Annotated in this window: 21 protein-coding genes; 6 read left to right on the top strand and 15 right to left on the bottom strand. The window is 65.8% G+C overall.

The features are described 5' to 3' along the window. A partial coding sequence (locus tag AC5P7I_RS20100; RefSeq protein WP_495222177.1) for a hypothetical protein occupies positions 1-188 on the top strand: 188 nt, incomplete at its 5' end. Positions 189-230: 42 nt separating this feature from the next. On the opposite strand, the gene AC5P7I_RS20105 is transcribed toward AC5P7I_RS20100, so the two are convergent. The 12 genes from AC5P7I_RS20105 to asnS all read right to left on the bottom strand — a co-directional run bounded on the left by AC5P7I_RS20105 (position 231) and on the right by asnS (position 10,739). Next, positions 231-782 (bottom strand): DUF2939 domain-containing protein, encoded by a 552-nt coding sequence (locus AC5P7I_RS20105; RefSeq protein ID WP_014647672.1) that lies wholly within the window; start codon positions 780-782, stop codon positions 231-233. Between the two features lie 42 nt (positions 783-824). Beyond that, positions 825-1,805 (bottom strand): aldo/keto reductase, encoded by a 981-nt coding sequence (locus tag AC5P7I_RS20110; protein WP_046431551.1) that lies wholly within the window; start codon positions 1,803-1,805, stop codon positions 825-827. Beyond that, positions 1,805-2,491 (bottom strand): DUF2461 domain-containing protein, encoded by a 687-nt coding sequence (locus AC5P7I_RS20115; RefSeq protein WP_262087095.1) that lies wholly within the window; start codon positions 2,489-2,491, stop codon positions 1,805-1,807. The genes AC5P7I_RS20110 and AC5P7I_RS20115 overlap by 1 nt, the downstream gene beginning before the upstream one ends. Further along, positions 2,488-3,927, bottom strand: coding sequence for an exodeoxyribonuclease I (sbcB, locus tag AC5P7I_RS20120; RefSeq protein WP_262087093.1), 1,440 nt, complete (start codon positions 3,925-3,927; stop codon positions 2,488-2,490). Before sbcB ends, AC5P7I_RS20115 begins: the two co-directional genes overlap by 4 nt. Next, positions 3,927-5,294 carry an FAD-dependent oxidoreductase gene (locus tag AC5P7I_RS20125; protein ID WP_014647668.1) on the bottom strand — a complete coding sequence of 456 codons (1,368 nt, stop codon included), beginning with the start codon at positions 5,292-5,294 and terminating at the stop codon, positions 3,927-3,929. Before AC5P7I_RS20125 ends, sbcB begins: the two co-directional genes overlap by 1 nt. A 31-nt stretch (positions 5,295-5,325) precedes the next feature. Then, positions 5,326-6,600: a kynureninase gene (gene kynU / locus AC5P7I_RS20130; RefSeq protein WP_262087090.1), complete on the bottom strand. Its 1,275-nt coding sequence runs from the start codon at positions 6,598-6,600 to the stop codon at positions 5,326-5,328. A 170-nt stretch (positions 6,601-6,770) separates the two neighbouring features. Next, positions 6,771-7,292 (bottom strand): 3-hydroxyanthranilate 3,4-dioxygenase, encoded by a 522-nt coding sequence (locus tag AC5P7I_RS20135; RefSeq protein ID WP_164161242.1) that lies wholly within the window; start codon positions 7,290-7,292, stop codon positions 6,771-6,773. A gap of 19 nt (positions 7,293-7,311) precedes the next feature. Further along, a complete protein-coding gene (can, locus tag AC5P7I_RS20140) occupies positions 7,312-7,974 on the bottom strand; it encodes a carbonate dehydratase (protein ID WP_010480460.1) in 663 nt (220 codons plus the stop codon). A gap of 72 nt (positions 7,975-8,046) precedes the next feature. Then, positions 8,047-8,685 carry an FMN-binding negative transcriptional regulator gene (locus AC5P7I_RS20145; RefSeq protein WP_262087082.1) on the bottom strand — a complete coding sequence of 213 codons (639 nt, stop codon included), beginning with the start codon at positions 8,683-8,685 and terminating at the stop codon, positions 8,047-8,049. 7 nt (positions 8,686-8,692) lie between these two features. Beyond that, on the bottom strand, positions 8,693-9,007 hold the full coding sequence (locus AC5P7I_RS20150) for a hypothetical protein (protein WP_006453002.1): 315 nt from the start codon (positions 9,005-9,007) through the stop codon (positions 8,693-8,695). 7 nt (positions 9,008-9,014) lie between these two features. Next, complete coding sequence (locus AC5P7I_RS20155) at positions 9,015-9,314, bottom strand: hypothetical protein (protein WP_005410232.1); 300 nt, start codon at positions 9,312-9,314, stop codon at positions 9,015-9,017. A 30-nt stretch (positions 9,315-9,344) separates the two neighbouring features. After that, positions 9,345-10,739 carry an asparagine--tRNA ligase gene (gene asnS, locus AC5P7I_RS20160; protein ID WP_111207034.1) on the bottom strand — a complete coding sequence of 465 codons (1,395 nt, stop codon included), beginning with the start codon at positions 10,737-10,739 and terminating at the stop codon, positions 9,345-9,347. 128 nt (positions 10,740-10,867) lie between these two features. On the opposite strand from asnS, the gene AC5P7I_RS20165 reads away from it, so the two are divergent. From AC5P7I_RS20165 to rplI, 5 genes are all read left to right on the top strand, one after another. Continuing rightward, positions 10,868-11,206: a HesB/IscA family protein gene (locus tag AC5P7I_RS20165; protein ID WP_046431542.1), complete on the top strand. Its 339-nt coding sequence runs from the start codon at positions 10,868-10,870 to the stop codon at positions 11,204-11,206. Positions 11,207-11,296: 90 nt separating this feature from the next. Continuing rightward, entirely contained in the window at positions 11,297-11,839 is a 543-nt protein-coding gene (locus tag AC5P7I_RS20170) for a CbrC family protein (RefSeq protein WP_046431540.1), read from the top strand. A gap of 185 nt (positions 11,840-12,024) precedes the next feature. Further along, positions 12,025-12,462 (top strand): 30S ribosomal protein S6, encoded by a 438-nt coding sequence (rpsF, locus tag AC5P7I_RS20175; RefSeq protein ID WP_006452997.1) that lies wholly within the window; start codon positions 12,025-12,027, stop codon positions 12,460-12,462. A gap of 11 nt (positions 12,463-12,473) precedes the next feature. Then, positions 12,474-12,704, top strand: a complete 231-nt coding sequence (gene rpsR, locus AC5P7I_RS20180; RefSeq protein WP_002804494.1) for a 30S ribosomal protein S18 — start codon at positions 12,474-12,476, stop codon at positions 12,702-12,704. A 105-nt stretch (positions 12,705-12,809) separates the two neighbouring features. Then, positions 12,810-13,259, top strand: a complete 450-nt coding sequence (gene rplI, locus AC5P7I_RS20185; RefSeq protein WP_014647660.1) for a 50S ribosomal protein L9 — start codon at positions 12,810-12,812, stop codon at positions 13,257-13,259. A 130-nt stretch (positions 13,260-13,389) separates the two neighbouring features. Here the strand turns inward: rplI and AC5P7I_RS20190 are convergent, their stop codons facing one another. The 3 genes from AC5P7I_RS20190 to AC5P7I_RS20200 form a co-directional block, all read right to left on the bottom strand. Next, positions 13,390-13,824, bottom strand: a complete 435-nt coding sequence (locus AC5P7I_RS20190; protein WP_262087076.1) for a hypothetical protein — start codon at positions 13,822-13,824, stop codon at positions 13,390-13,392. Between the two features lie 9 nt (positions 13,825-13,833). Then, the gene (locus AC5P7I_RS20195; protein ID WP_262087132.1) at positions 13,834-14,226 is read right to left on the bottom strand and encodes a hypothetical protein; all 393 of its coding nucleotides are present in this window, start codon (positions 14,224-14,226) and stop codon (positions 13,834-13,836) included. Between the two features lie 299 nt (positions 14,227-14,525). Next, a complete protein-coding gene (locus AC5P7I_RS20200) occupies positions 14,526-15,113 on the bottom strand; it encodes a DUF1963 domain-containing protein (protein ID WP_262087074.1) in 588 nt (195 codons plus the stop codon). Positions 15,114-15,172: the final 59 nt, after the last annotated feature.

Raw genomic sequence — 15,172 nt, forward strand, 5'->3', positions numbered from 1 at the left:
ACCAGAGCCACATGCCCACCAAGGTGGGCATCTACCAGAGCCACATGCCCACCAAGGTGGGCATCTACCAGAGCCACATGCCCACCAAGGTGGGCATCTACCAGAGCCACATGCCCACCAAGGTGGGCATCTACCACAGCGACATGCCCACCAAGGTGGGCATCTACCAGAGCCACATGCCCCGGTAGTTGCCAACCTTGGTTGGCGCTGCCGTCAGGCCACGGGTCCGATCAAGGGCTGCCCGACATTCCCAGCTGCAGGTCCACCACCTTCCAGCGCAGGCCCTGCGGCTCCAGCACCACCTTCAACGGTGGCTGGCCGGGGCCGCGATCGACGTCGATCACGAATCGGTCCAGTGCTTCGAAATGATGCTCGGCATGCTTCAGCGGCCGCGCCGGTTCGGTCGCACCGAAGGCATCGCCGCCCTGCAGTTCATTGCGGCCACGCTTCCACAGCACGTGGCCCTGCAGCATCGCGCCGATCCCGGTCGGGGTCACCATGGTCTCCACTGCGGCACCGCCAAGCTGGTCGCCCAGCCCATAGAGCAGGGCGCCGAACGGGCTGGATGCCACGTCGGGGCCGGCCTGGCGCACCAGGTAGTCGTTGAGCTGCGCACGCAGGCTGCTGCGCACGCGCGGGAAGTCGACGTAACGCTCCAGTCGGGCGGTGTCGCGCTGCTCGATGGCCTTGGACAGGCCATTGACGGTCATGTAGGGGCCGCCGAACCACCAGGCGGCGACGGCCAGGACTAGCAGCACAATGAGTGCGGTGAGTTTCTTCATGTTGACCAGACTGCCGCAATGGCGGCAGTGCCGGGTGAAGACTCAATGACTGGGCGAGCCACGGCCGTCACCGAAGGCATCGACCAGCTGTTGCCGTTCGGCCGGGGTCAGCGCTTCCAGCCGCGTCGCCAGCACCTCGTCGAGGCTGCGGGTGCGGGTGGTGCCAAGGATGCCGCTGGCCACGCCGGGATGGCCCAGCGCATAGGCGAAGGCGGTCTGGGCCGGGCGTTGGCTGCGGATCGCGGCCACTGCCCGGCGCATCTGGCGGGCACTGCGCATCAGCTGCCGGCTGCTGGGCTTCAGCCAGGCGCGCGCCAGGTACCAGCCATCGGCCAGCCGTGGCAGGCGCGGGCGCGCGGGCAGCAGGTGGCCCTGCGCCAGCACGGTCCCGGCCAGCACGCCGATGCCCACCGCCTGCAACTGGTCGATCAGCGGTTCGCGGTCCTGCTGCAGGGCGTTGTAGTCCAGCAGCACCACATCGAAGGCGTCGGGATGGGCGATCATCCAGCGCAGGGTCGAGGCCGAGTGGGTATTGATGCCGGTGTGCCGGATCAACCCGCGTTCGCGCAGGCGCTGCAGCGCGGCCAGCAGGTCGTCGTTGATGTCGTGCTCGCTGGCGCCATGCAACTGGTAGATGTCCAGGTGATCCAGGCCGAGATTGCGCAGCGAAGCCTCGCAGCTGGCGATGATGGCTGCCGGCGAGAAATTGCGTTGCTCGGCGCCGCTGACGCCGGCCTGGCCGGTCAGCGTGCCGCCCTTGCTGGAAATCACCAGCGCGTCGCGCGGGTATTGTTTCAGCAACGTGCGCAGGATGCGGCCCAGCCGCGGCTCGGCGTGGAAACCGGAGTAGTTGTGGCCGGTGTCCAACAGGTTCACGCCCTGTGCCAGTGCATGCTCGACCACGTTCGCGGCCGATTGTTCCGGGAATCGGCGATGCCCCCAGAAGCCGGAACAGCCCAGGCCCACCGGCGAAACCGCCAGGCCGGTGCGGCCCAGCGTGCGGCGTTGCTGTGCCAATGGCATCAGAATTCCAGGTCCAGCGCCGCGCACAGGTAGTCGACGAACGGGCCGAGCGCGGCCAGATCCTTGCCCAGCGTGGACAGCAGGCGCGGACCGGTCATGGTGGCGTCGTCCAGCGAGCGCCACATCACCCAGTTGCGGTGCTTGAGGTCGTCGATGAACTCGAAGTCGGCGGGGAAGCCACGCGGCGGACGCACCAGCTTTTCGCTCTCCTCGAAATCGAAGCGCTTGCGCAGGCCCGGTGCGTGCGCGGCGGCCTTCCAGCTGCCCGGGTTGTCGAGGATGAAGTGGCGCACGCGGCGCTGGGTTTCCGGTTCCGGATGCCACAGGCCGGCACCGACGAAGCTCTCGCCCGGCTGCAGGTGCACGTAGAACGAAGGCGCGGCTACTTCACGGCGGCGCTCATGGAACAGGCGTGCGCCCTGCCAGGTCTTGTACGGTGACTTGTCGTTGGAGAAGCGCGCGTCGCGGTGGATGCGGAACAGCGAGCCGCCGACGCCGCGCGTATCGGCACGGAAGTGTTCGCTGACCTCGGCCAGGGCCGGTTGCAGGTCGCCCAGCAGGCGCAGGAACGGCTGCCGTACGTAGTCTTCATACTGCTGGCGGTGGTCGTTGAACCAGGCCTTGTCGTTGTGCCGCGCCAGGCTGCGCAGGAACCTGAAACTGGCGTCCGAGAAGTAGGTGCTCACAGTGTCTCCTGCAGGTGCTGGCCCCAGTCGCGCAGCGATTGCAGCAGGGCCTGGCGCCGCGCATCGTCGGGCGCTTCGGCGGCCAGTGCATCGAGCTGCTGCCGGTACTGGGGCAGGTTGAGTTCGCCCAGCCCGCCGTCGCCGAGCAGGCGCTGGCGGCGGTAATCCTGCCAGCGCTGGCGTTCCGCCGGCGCGAGGCTGTCGGGGTGGTTGCGCGCGCGGTAGCGGAACAGCAGCTCCGGCAGGCGCGGGTCGCGGAAACGGTCTTCCAGCGCGGCCAGCTGCTCGGGCGCGGTGGTGCGTGCCAGCGCAAGCAGCGGTTTGTCGCCGTTGCCGAGGAAACCGTCGTACAGCGAGGCATCGACGTCGGCCACGGTGGCGACGCGGGGCTGGTTGTAGACCTGGCGCGCCTTCTCGGCCAGCTGCGGGGCGAACGCGCGCAGCCGTTCCACCTTGGCCTCGATCGCGGCCACGTCCAGGCCGAGGCGCGCGTGGTCATCGGCGCGCAGGTGGTTCCAGGCGATCAGCGCTGGCACCTTGTTCAGATGCACTTCCTTCAGCGGCACCCGCGCCACGCCTTCGGGCAGCTCGCTGGCGCGCATGTACAGGCGCTGTGCGATCACCTCGGCCGGCAGTTCCAGCAGGTCGTCGATCTCGCCTTCCAGGTCGAACACGATCACCCGGTTGTTGATGGTGGGGTGCACGGCCAGCGGCAGTACTGGCGCCGCGCACAGGCGACTGGCCGGGTAGCGCATGGAAATGTGCAGTACCGGCTTCATCGCGGCCACGTCCAGCAGACCGCCGACGAAGCGCTTGTCACGTAGCTTCAGCGCGTACTCCCACAGGCGCGGCTGCGACTGCTTGAACAGGCGTGCCATGCCGATGGTGGCACGTACGTCGGACAGCGCTTCGTGCGCATCGCCCTCGCGCACGTTGTTGGCCTCGGCCAGGTGCTCGAGCTTGAACGAGGTGGCGCCGTCCTCGCGCAGCGGCCACTTGATGCCGTCCGGACGCATCGCGCGCATCAGGCGCAGCATGTCCAGCAGGTCCCAGCGCGAATTGCCGTTGCGCCACTCGCGCTCGTACGGGTCGTGGAAATTGCGGAACAGCCCGTAGCGGACGAATTCATCGTCAAAGCGCAGCGTGTTATAGCCCAGCGCGCAGGTGCCGGGGCGCGACAGCTGTTCGTTGATGCGGTCGAAGGCCTCGGCCTCGCTGATGCCCTCGGCCAGGGCCTGCTGCGGGGTGATGCCGGTAACCAGGGTGGCCATCGGTGAGGGCAGCAGGTCATCGGCCGGGCGCACGAAGAAGCTGACCGGCGTATCGATCTCGTTGAGGTCGGCATCGGTACGGATCGCGGCGTACTGCGATATGCGCGTGCGCCGCGGGTCCTGGCCGAAGGTTTCCAGGTCGTAGAACAGGAAGCTGTCGGCCATCAGTGCGCGCCCTCCAGGACCGGCAGCTGCGCGTGGATCTGCGCTTCCAGCGCGGCCCAGTCGATGTTGTCCAGTGAATCGTGACCGGTGGTGGCGGCCACCAGCATGTCGCGTTGCAGTTCGGTGCGGCGCAGCGCCTCGGCGTACGGTGTGTGCAGGAAGGTGACCATCGTGTAGTGCGGCACGAAGCGGGTCGGCCAGCGCCGCTGCAGTTCCTGCTCCAGTTCGCGCTGCAGCAGGAACGCAGGATCGGCGACACGGTCGCGCATCTCCAGGTAGTTCTCCAGCGCCATCTGCTGGATGGCACGTGCATTCGGCTTGCGCTCGGCTTCGAACGCGGCGAACGCGCCTTCCAGGTCATCCGCTTCCATCAGGTGGCGGGCCAGCGCAACGCAGTCCTCGAACGCGCAGTTCATGCCCTGGCCGTGGAACGGCACCATCGCATGCGCGGCATCACCGATCAGTACGGCGCGACCGTGCTGGTGCCAGCGCTCCAGGGTGAGCGTGCCGAGCAGCCCCGGCGGGTGCTGTTCCCAGTCCGCGCGCAGGTTCGGGATCAGCGGCAGGGTGTCGGCGAACTCCCGCGCGAACAGCGCCTCGGCCTGCGCGCCGGTGTTGACCGTGGCGAAGCTGGGATCGCCCTGGTTGGGAAGGAACAGGGTGACGGTGAAGGTGCCTTCGTGGTTGGGCAGGGCGATGCACATGTAATGACCGCGTGGCCAGATGTGCAGCGCATTGCGCTCGATTCGGAAGCTGCCGTCGGCGGCCGGTGGGATCTCCAGCTCCTTGTAGGAGTGGTCGAGGAAGGCGATGTCCTCGCCCAGCGGGGCACGGCGGTTCATCGCCGCGCGCAGGGCCGAACCGGCGCCGTCGGCACCGATCAGGGTGTCGAAGCGGATGTCGTGCGGGCTGTCGTCGCGGTCATCGATGAAACGCGCGTAACCGGCGTCGAAATCAACGGTGTGCAGGCGCCGATGGAAGTGCACGGTGGCGCCGGCCTGCTCGGCCAGTTCCAGCAACGTGGTGTTCAGATCGCTGCGGTGGATCGACCAGATCACTTCGCTGTCATCACGGCCATAGCGCTGCAGCTGCGGTTCGCCGTCGCGGGGGTGCACCATGCGGCCGCGCATCATCACCGCGCGTGCCATCACTTCGTCCTCCACACCCGCCTGGCGCAGCGCATTGCGCCCACGCTCGGCCAATGCCAGGTTGATCGAGCGGCCACTCTCGTAATCAGCCACGCGCGGATCACCGCGGCGTTCGTACAGGGTGATGCGCCAGCCTTGCCGCGACAGCAGGATGGCCAGCAGGGACCCGGCCAGGCCGGCACCGATAATGCTCAACGAGCGGGAAGCATGTGCGATCAACGAACTGTCCAGCAGCAGGGGAGGGACCGGCTCAAAGGCCGGCCCAGGCTTCCACTTCCTCGACGAAGTGGTGCACGTCCAGGTAGCGGTTGTAGAGCGGGGTGGGCGAGATGCGGATCACGTCGGGTTCGCGCCAGTCGCCGAGCACACCGATGCCGCGCAGGTGCTCGAACAGTGCGCGGCCACGCTCGCGGCCACCGATCACGCGCAGCGACAACTGGCAGCCGCGGCGCTGCGGATCGGCCGGGGTGATGATGTCCAGCACCTGCGGCAGGCGTGCGCGCACCAGTGCTTCGAGCATGCCGGTGAGCGCCAGCGATTTGCTGCGCAGCGCCTCCATGCCGGCGCGCTCGAACAGGTCCAGCGAGGCGCGCAGCGGTGCCAGGCCGAGGATCGGTGGATTGCTCAGCTGCCAACCCTCGGCGCCGATGGCCGGGGTGAACTGCGGCGCCATCTGGAAGCGGGTGGCTTCCTCATGGCCCCACCAGCCAGCAAAGCGCGGCAGGGTGGTATCGCGGTGGTGGCGCTCGTGCACGAAGGCGCCAGCCACTGCGCCCGGGCCGCTGTTGAGGTACTTGTAATGGCACCACACGGCGAAATCGGGGGCCACGTCATGCAGGCGCAGCGGCAGGTTGCCGACCGAGTGCGCCAGGTCGAAGCCGATGCGTGCGCCCTGCAGGCGGGCGGCGCGGGTGATCGCATCGAGGTCGAAGGCCTGGCCGGTGCGGTACTGCACGCCAGGCCACAGCACCAGCGCCAGGCGCGGGCCGTGTTCGGTCATGGCGCGCTCGATGGCGTTCAGTGAAATCGTGCCGTTGGCTTCGTCCGGCTGCACTTCCACCAGGCACTCGGCCGGGTCGAAGCCATGGAAGCGGATCTGGGCTTCCACCGCGTGGCGATCGGTCGGGAACGCGCCGGCTTCCATCAGGATCACCGGGCGCTGCGTGGTCGGCCGGTAGAAGCTGACCATCATCAGGTGCAGGTTTACGCTCAGCGTGTTCATCGCCACCACTTCGCTGGCCAGCGCGCCAACCACGCGGGCCAGCTGCGCGCTCACCAGGCGGTGGTAGGACAGCCACTGCGTCGGGCCGGTGAAGTGGCCTTCCACCGCCAGTTCGCCCCACTGCTTCATCACTTCCTGCACCGCTGCCTGCGCGCCGCGCGGCTGCAGGCCCAGCGAGTTGCCCACGAAGTAGGTCTGCTCGCCGCCCTCATGGCGCGGAATCAGGAATTCACTGCGCAGCGGGCGCAGCGGATCGGCGGCGTCCAAGGCGATGGCGTGGGTGCGGCTGAGCAGGTCGGACATGGTCGGGCAACAGGCTGCAACGGGACCGCCAGTGTAGCGCTTGGGATGGTGGGACCGACGCCCTGAACGCCTGCGCGCCGGTTGAACTGTAGAGCCGAGCCCATGCTCGGCTTCGCGGCCCGGCAGCCGAGCATGGGCTCGGCTCTACAAGGGCCATGCCCGGCGACCGTTCAGCCCACCGCCGGCGCGGGCAGCGGATCCACGTGCCCGCACTGGCTGCAGGTACGCAGCTCCAGGCTGGCGTGGTAGCGCGCAAACACCTTGGGCAGGTCGGTCTCGATGTTCTGCAGCGGGAAGAACTCTTCGTGCAGCTTGTGGTTGCAGCGCTCGCAGTGCCAGATCACGCCGTCCATCTCGTGCGGCAGGCGCTTGCGCTCGACCACCAGGCCGACGCCACCGGGCGGGCGCCGCGGCGAGTGCGGAACCTTTGCCGGCAGCAGGAAGATCTCGCCGGCGCGGATCGGGATGTCGCGCACCGCGCCGTCTTCCTGCACCTTCAGCACCATCTCGCCTTCGAGCTGGTAGAACCACTCGGGGCCTTCGTCGTAGTGATAGTCGGTGCGCGAATTCGGCCCGCCGACCACCATCACGATGAAATCGCCGTTGTCGATCATCTTGTTGCCCACCGGCGGCTTCAGCAGGTGGCGGTTCTCTTCGATCCAGGCGTGCAGGTTGATCGGCGAAGCGAGCATGATGGTCATCCGTAAGGGATCAGTCGCGCTTGCCCTTGCGCGGGATGTAGGACAGGGCCTTTTCATATGCAGGCTGCAGCTCTTCCTGCGAACCGACGTCGATGCCCATCTCGCGCACGCGTCCGTCCTTCAGGCTGTAGACCCAGCCATGCACCATCAGCTTCTGGCCGCGGGCCCACGCATCCTGCACGATGGTCGAGCGGCACAGGTTGGCCACCTGCTCGATCACGTTCAGTTCGCACAGGCGCGCGTGCTTGAGCTCATCGGTCTCGATCGCATCGAGGATGCCGGTGTGCTTCTGCATCACGTCACCGACGTGGCGCAGCCAGTTGTCGGCCAGGCCGACGCGGGTGTTGTGCAGGCAGGCATGCACACCGCCGCAGCCGTAGTGGCCAACGATCAGGATGTGTTTCACCTTCAGCTGGTCCACCGCGTACTGCACCACGCTCAGGCAGTTCAGGTCGGTGTGCGCGACCACGTTGGCGACGTTGCGGTGCACGAACACTTCGCCCGGGGCCATGCCGATGATCTGGTTGGCCGGCACGCGCGAATCGGAGCAGCCGATCCACAGGTATTCCGGGTGCTGCTGCTTGGCCAGCTGGTGGAAGAACTCGGGGTCTTCCTTCTCGATCCGGTCGGCCCAGTCGCGGTTGTTCTGCAGCAGCTTGTGGATGTCTTTCATGTTCGGGTCCCTGGCGTCGGGTGGGGGCGCGCCTCAGCCGTCCGGCTGCGTCGTCGCGGGAATCTGCGGCGTTCAGTCGCTGCGGGCGGCCTGTTCGCGGTGCCAGCGCATCCACTGCGCCAACTCGGTGGAAGAGGGGGTGCCCAGCTGTTCCAGTTCGGCGATCACCGCACGCTGGTTGGCGTCGGGATGGTTCTGGCTCAGCTTGAGCTTCATCTGCACATGTTCGACCTGGAAACGGAAGCCGACGATGGCGCGCAGCTCCGGGCCATGTTCGGCACGCGTGGCATCGAACTGCCAAGCCTGGCCGACGCTGGCTTCGAAGCGGTCGCTGATCGCGCCGACCAGCTCCGCCAGCGCGCCGGCATCGTCGAAGGTCTGCAGCTGGCCACGCAGCTCGGCAGCAGCGTAGTTCCAGGTCGGTACCCGCGCGGCGGGCTCCTTGTCCGGATACCAGCTGGCGGAGACGTAACCGTGCGGTCCATCGACCAGCACCTTGGCCGCGCCGCTGTGGCGCGACTGCGGGTTGGCGCGGGCCCAGTGGCCGCGCAGTTCGATCTGGTCGCCGTCACGCCGGTACAGCACCGGCATCCGGGTCAGCTCCGGCAGGCCATCGCTGCCGGGGGTGAGCACGGTAACGAACGGGTCGCGCGCCAGCAGGCGGTCCAGCCAGTGCAGGTCGGTCTCGGTGAAGGCGCGCGGGGTGAACATGCAGGGGTCAGGCGCGCCCGCCGAGTGACTGGATCATGCGGCCACGCAGGCCCTCGTCGCTGTCGGCCTGCGGCGGCTGCACTTCGTGCAGGCTGAAGCCGCGCACCAGTGCGTCCTCCTCGTCCAGGCCGTCGTACTCGACGAACTCGGCGTCGAACAACTGCGAACGGGCGGTGTCTTCGCTGTCGTAGCTCAGCGTGTTGCCATCGCTGTCGAGCACTTCGGCAGTGCCGGCCGGGCGAACGCGCAGGCGCGCCCAGATGAGGGTGTTGCCGAGGCTGGCCAGCCACCAGCTGTCGCGCGAGGCGGTGATGTCATTCATGAGCGTATTACCAGAGCGAGGCCAGCCAGAGCAGGGCGGCCATGCCCAGTCCGGCCAGCAGGGTCAGCAGCGATACCCAGGCCGGTGTCGCCAGCCCGGACAGCGAGCGGTCCGGTTGCTGCCGATAGTCGCGTCGCAGCAGCCAGGCCAGGGCATCGGGCTTGAGGAAGGCGCCGCTGCCGAAGCGCGCGGCGAGCGCCGGATGGCGGTCGCGCACGTGCACCAGGGTCAGCGGCCAGAAGATCACGAAGGCACTGAACCCGGCCACTGCAACGCCGACGAAACAGAGGGCGAAGAACAGGGTCATGGGGGCGGTACCTCCGTGGTCGTGTGGGGCTTAGAAGTCCGCGCTGCCCGGCGCACGCGGGTACGGGATCGCATCGCGGATGTTGGACAGCCCGCAGACGTATACCACCAGGCGTTCGAAGCCCAGGCCGAAGCCGGCGTGCGGCACCGAACCATAGCGGCGGAAATCGCGGTACCAGCTGTAGTGCTCGCGATCCAGGCCGAACTGGGCCATGCGCGCGTCCAGCACGTCCAGGCGCTCTTCGCGCTGGCTGCCGCCGATGATCTCGCCGATGCCCGGGGCCAGCACGTCCATCGCGGCAACGGTCTTGCCGTCGTCGTTCAGGCGCATGTAGAAGGCCTTGATGTGCTCCGGATAGTTGGTCACCACCACCGGGCGGCCGACGTGTTCCTCGGTCAGCCAGCGCTCGTGCTCGGTCTGCAGGTCCAGGCCCCATTCGACCGGGAAGTCGAACTTCCTGCCGGACTTCTGCAGCAGGCTGACCGCGTCGGTGTAGTCGATGCGCTCGAACGGTGCGTTGATGAAGTCTTCCAGCTTGGTGATCGCGTTCTTGTCCACGCGCTCGGCAATGAAGGCCAGGTCGTCGCTGCGTTCGTTCAGCACTGCGCGGAACAGGTACTTCAGGAACTCTTCGGCCAGGCGCGCGTCTTCGGCCAGGTCGGCGAAGGCGATTTCCGGCTCGATCATCCAGAACTCCGCCAGGTGGCGGGTGGTGTGGCTGTTCTCGGCGCGGAAGGTCGGGCCGAAGGTGTAGACCTTGCTCAGCGCCAGGCAGTAAGCCTCGACGTTCAGCTGGCCGGACACGGTCAGGAAGGTTTCCTTGCCGAAGAAGTCGCGGCTGAAATCGATCGCGCCCTTCTCGTCACGCGGCAGGTTCACCATGTCCAGGGTGGACACACGGAACATCTGCCCGGCGCCTTCGGCGTCGGAGGTGGTGATGATCGGGGTGCTGATCCAGTTGAAGCCGTTCTCGTGGAAGAAGCGGTGCACGGCCTGGGCCAGGCAGTTGCGGATGCGGGTGACCGCGCCGAACAGGTTGGTGCGCGGACGCAGGTGCGCCACTTCGCGCAGGAACTCCGGTGACATCGGCTTGGGCTGGATCGGGTAGGTGAGCGGGTCTTCGACCCAGCCGACCACGTCCAGCGTGCTGGCCTGGATCTCGAACGACTGGCCCTTGCCCTGCGACTTCACCAGCGTGCCGGTGGCGATGACCGAGCAGCCGCTGGTCAGGCGCTTGATCTCATCGAAGTTGGCCAGGCTGTCGCCGGCCACGACCTGGATCGGGGCGAAGCAGGAGCCGTCGCTCACATTCACGAAGGCCAGATTCGCTGAACCGCGCACCGTGCGCACCCATCCGCGTACCGTGACTTCGCCGCCTTCCGGGATCTTCCCGGCAAGCGCATGTTCAACGCTGACCACCGTCATGACTTGAATCCTCTGCTGATCGACTCGATCTGTGAACACGGGAGTTTACCGGTTGCAGCGTTCTGCTTGCGAGGCATTTTTCGTGGCAACGGCTCCTTATAATGTCCCCGTACCTCTGGAGTAGTCCCATGGCCGTCAGCCTGACCCCCATTGCCTTCGAGCGCGTGCAGCGCTTCGTCGCCCAGACCCCCGGCGCGCTGGGCCTGCGTTTCGGCGTGACCAAGACCGGCTGCTCCGGCTGGGGTCACGTGACCGACCTGGCCCGCGAAGAGCGCGAGGGCGACACGGTGTTCGAGCAGGAGGGCGTGAAGATCTACGTCGACGCCAAGAGCCTGGCCCTGGTGGACGGCACCGTGATCGACTTCGGCAAGCACGGCCTGAGCGAGACCTTCACGTTCAGCAACCCGAACGCCACCGCCGAGTGTGGCTGCGGCGAGAGCTTCACCACCGACGCCGACAAGGCCTGAGGGCCGGCCACCGGGCATGGCCCGGCGCTGACCGCGCTCTGGTGGGCGCCGACCTTGGTCGGCACGCTGGGCTCGGCAGGGACCCCACGGATGGAACGACCGCTTTTCACCTATCACCCCAACGCCTACGAGCTCTCCTTCGAAGAGGTCGAGGGGATCTGTGACTGCTGCGGCCAGGCGCGCGCACTGCGCTATCGCGGACCGTTCTACACCCGCCTGCGCCCGGATTACCTGTGCCCCTGGTGTATCGCCGATGGCAGGGCTGCGGCCAGTTACGAGGGCGAGTTCACCGGCTGGAGCGATATCGAGGGGGTATCCCCGGATCCGGCCGATCCGCCGCCGACCATCGCCCGTGAGCTGCTGCTGGAGGTCTGCGAGCGCACCCCGGGCTACTCCTCCTGGCAGCAATCGGTCTGGTTGAGCCATTGCGAACGGCCCTGCGCCTTCCTCGGCTACGCCGGCAGCGACGATCTGCTGCCGATCCTCGACCAGGTCCGGCCGGACGTGGCGGCGGTCAATCCGCGCGACGCCGACTGGGTGCTGGAGCATCTGAGCCGGGACGGGATGATGGTCGGTTGCCTGTTCCAATGCCTGGAATGCGGCCAGCATCGTCTTCACGTCGATCTGGAATGAGCACGTGCCGGACATGGGCCGGCGCTCCCGTTCAGGTTGCCCGGTTTGCGCCCGGTTGCCCGGTGGCGCCGCTTGCCGCATAATGCGCGGCTTCCTGCCTTCCCGGCGGGAATCCTTGCCCCACCGCGGTCTCAACGGCGGGGGGCTGTCCGGCCGCAAGGCCACATCCGAAAGGTAGAAAAAACATGAGTCGTCATTACGAAATCGTGTTCATGGTCCACCCGGACCAGAGCGAGCAGGTCCCGGCCATGATCGAGCGCTACAAGTCGCTGGTCGAGAACGGCAACGGCACCATCCACCGTCTGGAAGACTGGGGCCGCCGCCAGCTGGCGTACCCGATCCAGAACCTGGTGAAGGCCCACTACGTGCTGATGAACATCGAAGCCGACCAGGCCGTTCTGAACGAACTGACCGAAAGCTTCCGCTTCAACGACGCCGTGCTGCGCAACCTGGTCATCAAGCGTGACGAGGCTGACACCGAGCAGTCGCTGATCATGAAGAGCAAGGACGAGAAGGGTGACAAGCCGGAGCGCGGTGAGCGCCGTCGTCGTGACGACGAAGAAGGCGAGTCCACCACCACCGCTGACAACGAAGCCGGCGACGACGCCGCTTCCGCCGCCTAAGGAGCCTTCCCATGTCCAAGTTCTTCCGTCGCCGCAAGTTCTGCAAGTTCACGGCTGAAGGTGTGAAGGAGATCGACTACAAGGATCTCAACACCCTGCGCCAGTACCTGACCGAGAACGGCAAGATCGTGCCGAGCCGCGTCACCGGTACCAAGTCGAAGTACCAGCGCCAGCTGGCGACCGCCGTCAAGCGCGCTCGCTTCCTGGCCCTGATCCCGTACACCGACAACCACGACGTCTGATGCCCGGCGGGGCGGCCCGGTGCCGCCCCCGCTGTGCCAGCTATTCGGACAGCCTTTGTTGCGGGGCATCGCCTCGCTAACGAATAACTCATCTGGAGCAATACCATGCAGCTGATCCTCCTGCAGAAAGTCACCAACCTCGGCAACCTGGGCGACCTGGTCGACGTGAAGCCGGGCTACGGCCGTAACTTCCTCGTGCCGCAGGGCAAGGCCGTTCCGGCCACCGAGAGCAACAAGGCCGAGTTCGAAGCCAAGCGCGCCGAATACGAAGCCAAGGCCCAGGCCATCCACGCCGACGCTGACGCCCGCAAGGCCAAGCTGGACGGCGCGAGCGTGACCATCCCGGCCAACGCTTCGACCGAAGGCAAGCTGTACGGCTCGGTCGGCGCCCGCGAAATCGCCGATGCCTTCACCGCTGCCGGCCTGCCGGTCAGCAAGAGCGAAGTCATCCTGGGCGAAGGCGCCTTCCGCAACATCGGCGAATACGACGTGCTGATCCACCTGCACGCCGACGTCGAGACCACCGTCAAGGTCGTCGTCGTCGCCGAAGCCTGATCCCACGCCGCAAGGCCTGGCATCACCGCAGAACGGGCGCCCGCAAGGGTGCCCGTTTTGTTTTGGGCGAATGTCGGACATGTAGAGTCGAGCCATGCTCGACTTGCCAGCCGTCCTGCACCACTGCCTGCTAGACAGCCTCACCCAGGAATTGGCGTTCGAAATCTGCAAGCGCATTGGCAACGTCCATCCGTAGTTGATCGGGTTGCAGAAGTTCTCCTGCGCGATGTGCCCGTTCGATCATCATGCCGATACAGGTCGCCATATCTGCAGAAACAACGGACACGAGGGCGTTCCTGTCGACGGTTTTCCAAGGCTGGCAGGCGTAGACCATATCCATGGTCAGCAGCTGCCTTTTGAGAAACAGCATCAAGCGGTCTGGTCCATCCGGTTCGAATGTCCAGATCGTCCCGGAGACCCGAAGAACGATTCCGAATTTGGTGATGGATCGAAGATAGTTCCCCTTCACATGACGCTCGAAGCAGATATTCAGTTGTCTCTGGAGCGGGGCAAAAAGGGCGTCTGACGGCGAATCGCCATACTGGCCGCTGATCTGTATCTGCATGGGCGGCTCTCAAGTGGTCTGGATGACGAATCGACCGCAGTCCATCGAAGGTGAAGGAATGTTGCGATCAAGCAACAGATAACCCATTCCGCCGACCAGAATTCCTCGGTGGGTGGGTGCTGCCCGGTTCAATCGGGAGCCGTTGATCTGGAGGATGAATTCCCGTCCATCAGTGCAATCGTCCTGAAGCCAAGCGGGAATTCCGCCAATCTTGGCGATTCCGTTCTCGACGTCATCCGGGATGGAGGCTGTGGCAGTGGTGATCAGGCGTGGGTCAAAAGGGGGCGCTGCGCTGTCTGCGCCGGGTTCGTGGGGCGCGTAAGCGATGACACGTCCGCCAGTCAGTAGAGCGGTTTCGATGTAGGCATCATCAAGAACGTCATAAGGCGTGAAGATCGACACGCAGAGGTGAGCTCTGATTGCGATCTTCGGGTTGTGTGTTTGAATAAAGGGAGCAGGTAGGCTCGCAAGATGAAGCATTGGCTTCCCCTTGGCGTCGCAAGGCCAAGGAGTATCGGGGGGCAGGTATGGGGCGCCTCCCAAGAAAGCGCATCCCGGAGCTTGGCCATGATTTTCGAATACAAGTTCTCTATACATGGATGAGTCCGATGGCGTTGAGGGCCGAGCCAGCGATGACCTGTTCTTGTCCGGTCTGATGAGTCATGGCCGGCCGAGGTCGAGCAACTGACTTGGCCTGTCTCTCAAGTGGTTTGGATGACAAATCGACCGCAGTCCATCGAAGGTGAAGGAATGTTGCGATCAAGCAACAGATAGCCCATCCCGCCGATCAGGATTCCTTGATGTGTCGGGGCTGCCTTATCAAGATCGAAGTCGTCGAACTGAAGGACGAACGCCTGGTCTCCCGATTCGTCATCCTGCAGCCAGTAGGGCCGTCCACCAATTTTCGAAGTTCCGTGAGGTGTTTCGCCCTCCCTCAGCGCCATCCCGGCACAAATGCGGAGTGGCCCAATCGGCGCGCAGGGAGAGTCTCTTGGTTCATTCCCAGACCAGTGAACGACCACGCGACCGCCCTGGTCCATGGCTTCTTCGAATCTCTGCTCGCCCGAGGTGATATATGGCGTGAACACCGAAATGCTCAGCCCATGCGCGATGTACAGTCCGGCGACGTGGCTTCGAATGAATGCGGCTGGAAAACTGGCCAGGTGAAGCAGTGCGTGTCCATGGATGCTGGTTGGCCAAGGGGTACGAGCATCCAGCCAAGCGGTCCCGCCGAGCACGGGAGCGGCCATCGCGTCGTCGGCGTGGGTAAATAAAAGCGGTCGATGCATCCCCCCATCCTGCATGGCTTCTGATGTGCAGGGCTGTGCTTCGGTCCAACAATCAATAA

It is taken from the genome of Stenotrophomonas sp. YJH_SMC_138, from assembly GCF_059369855.1.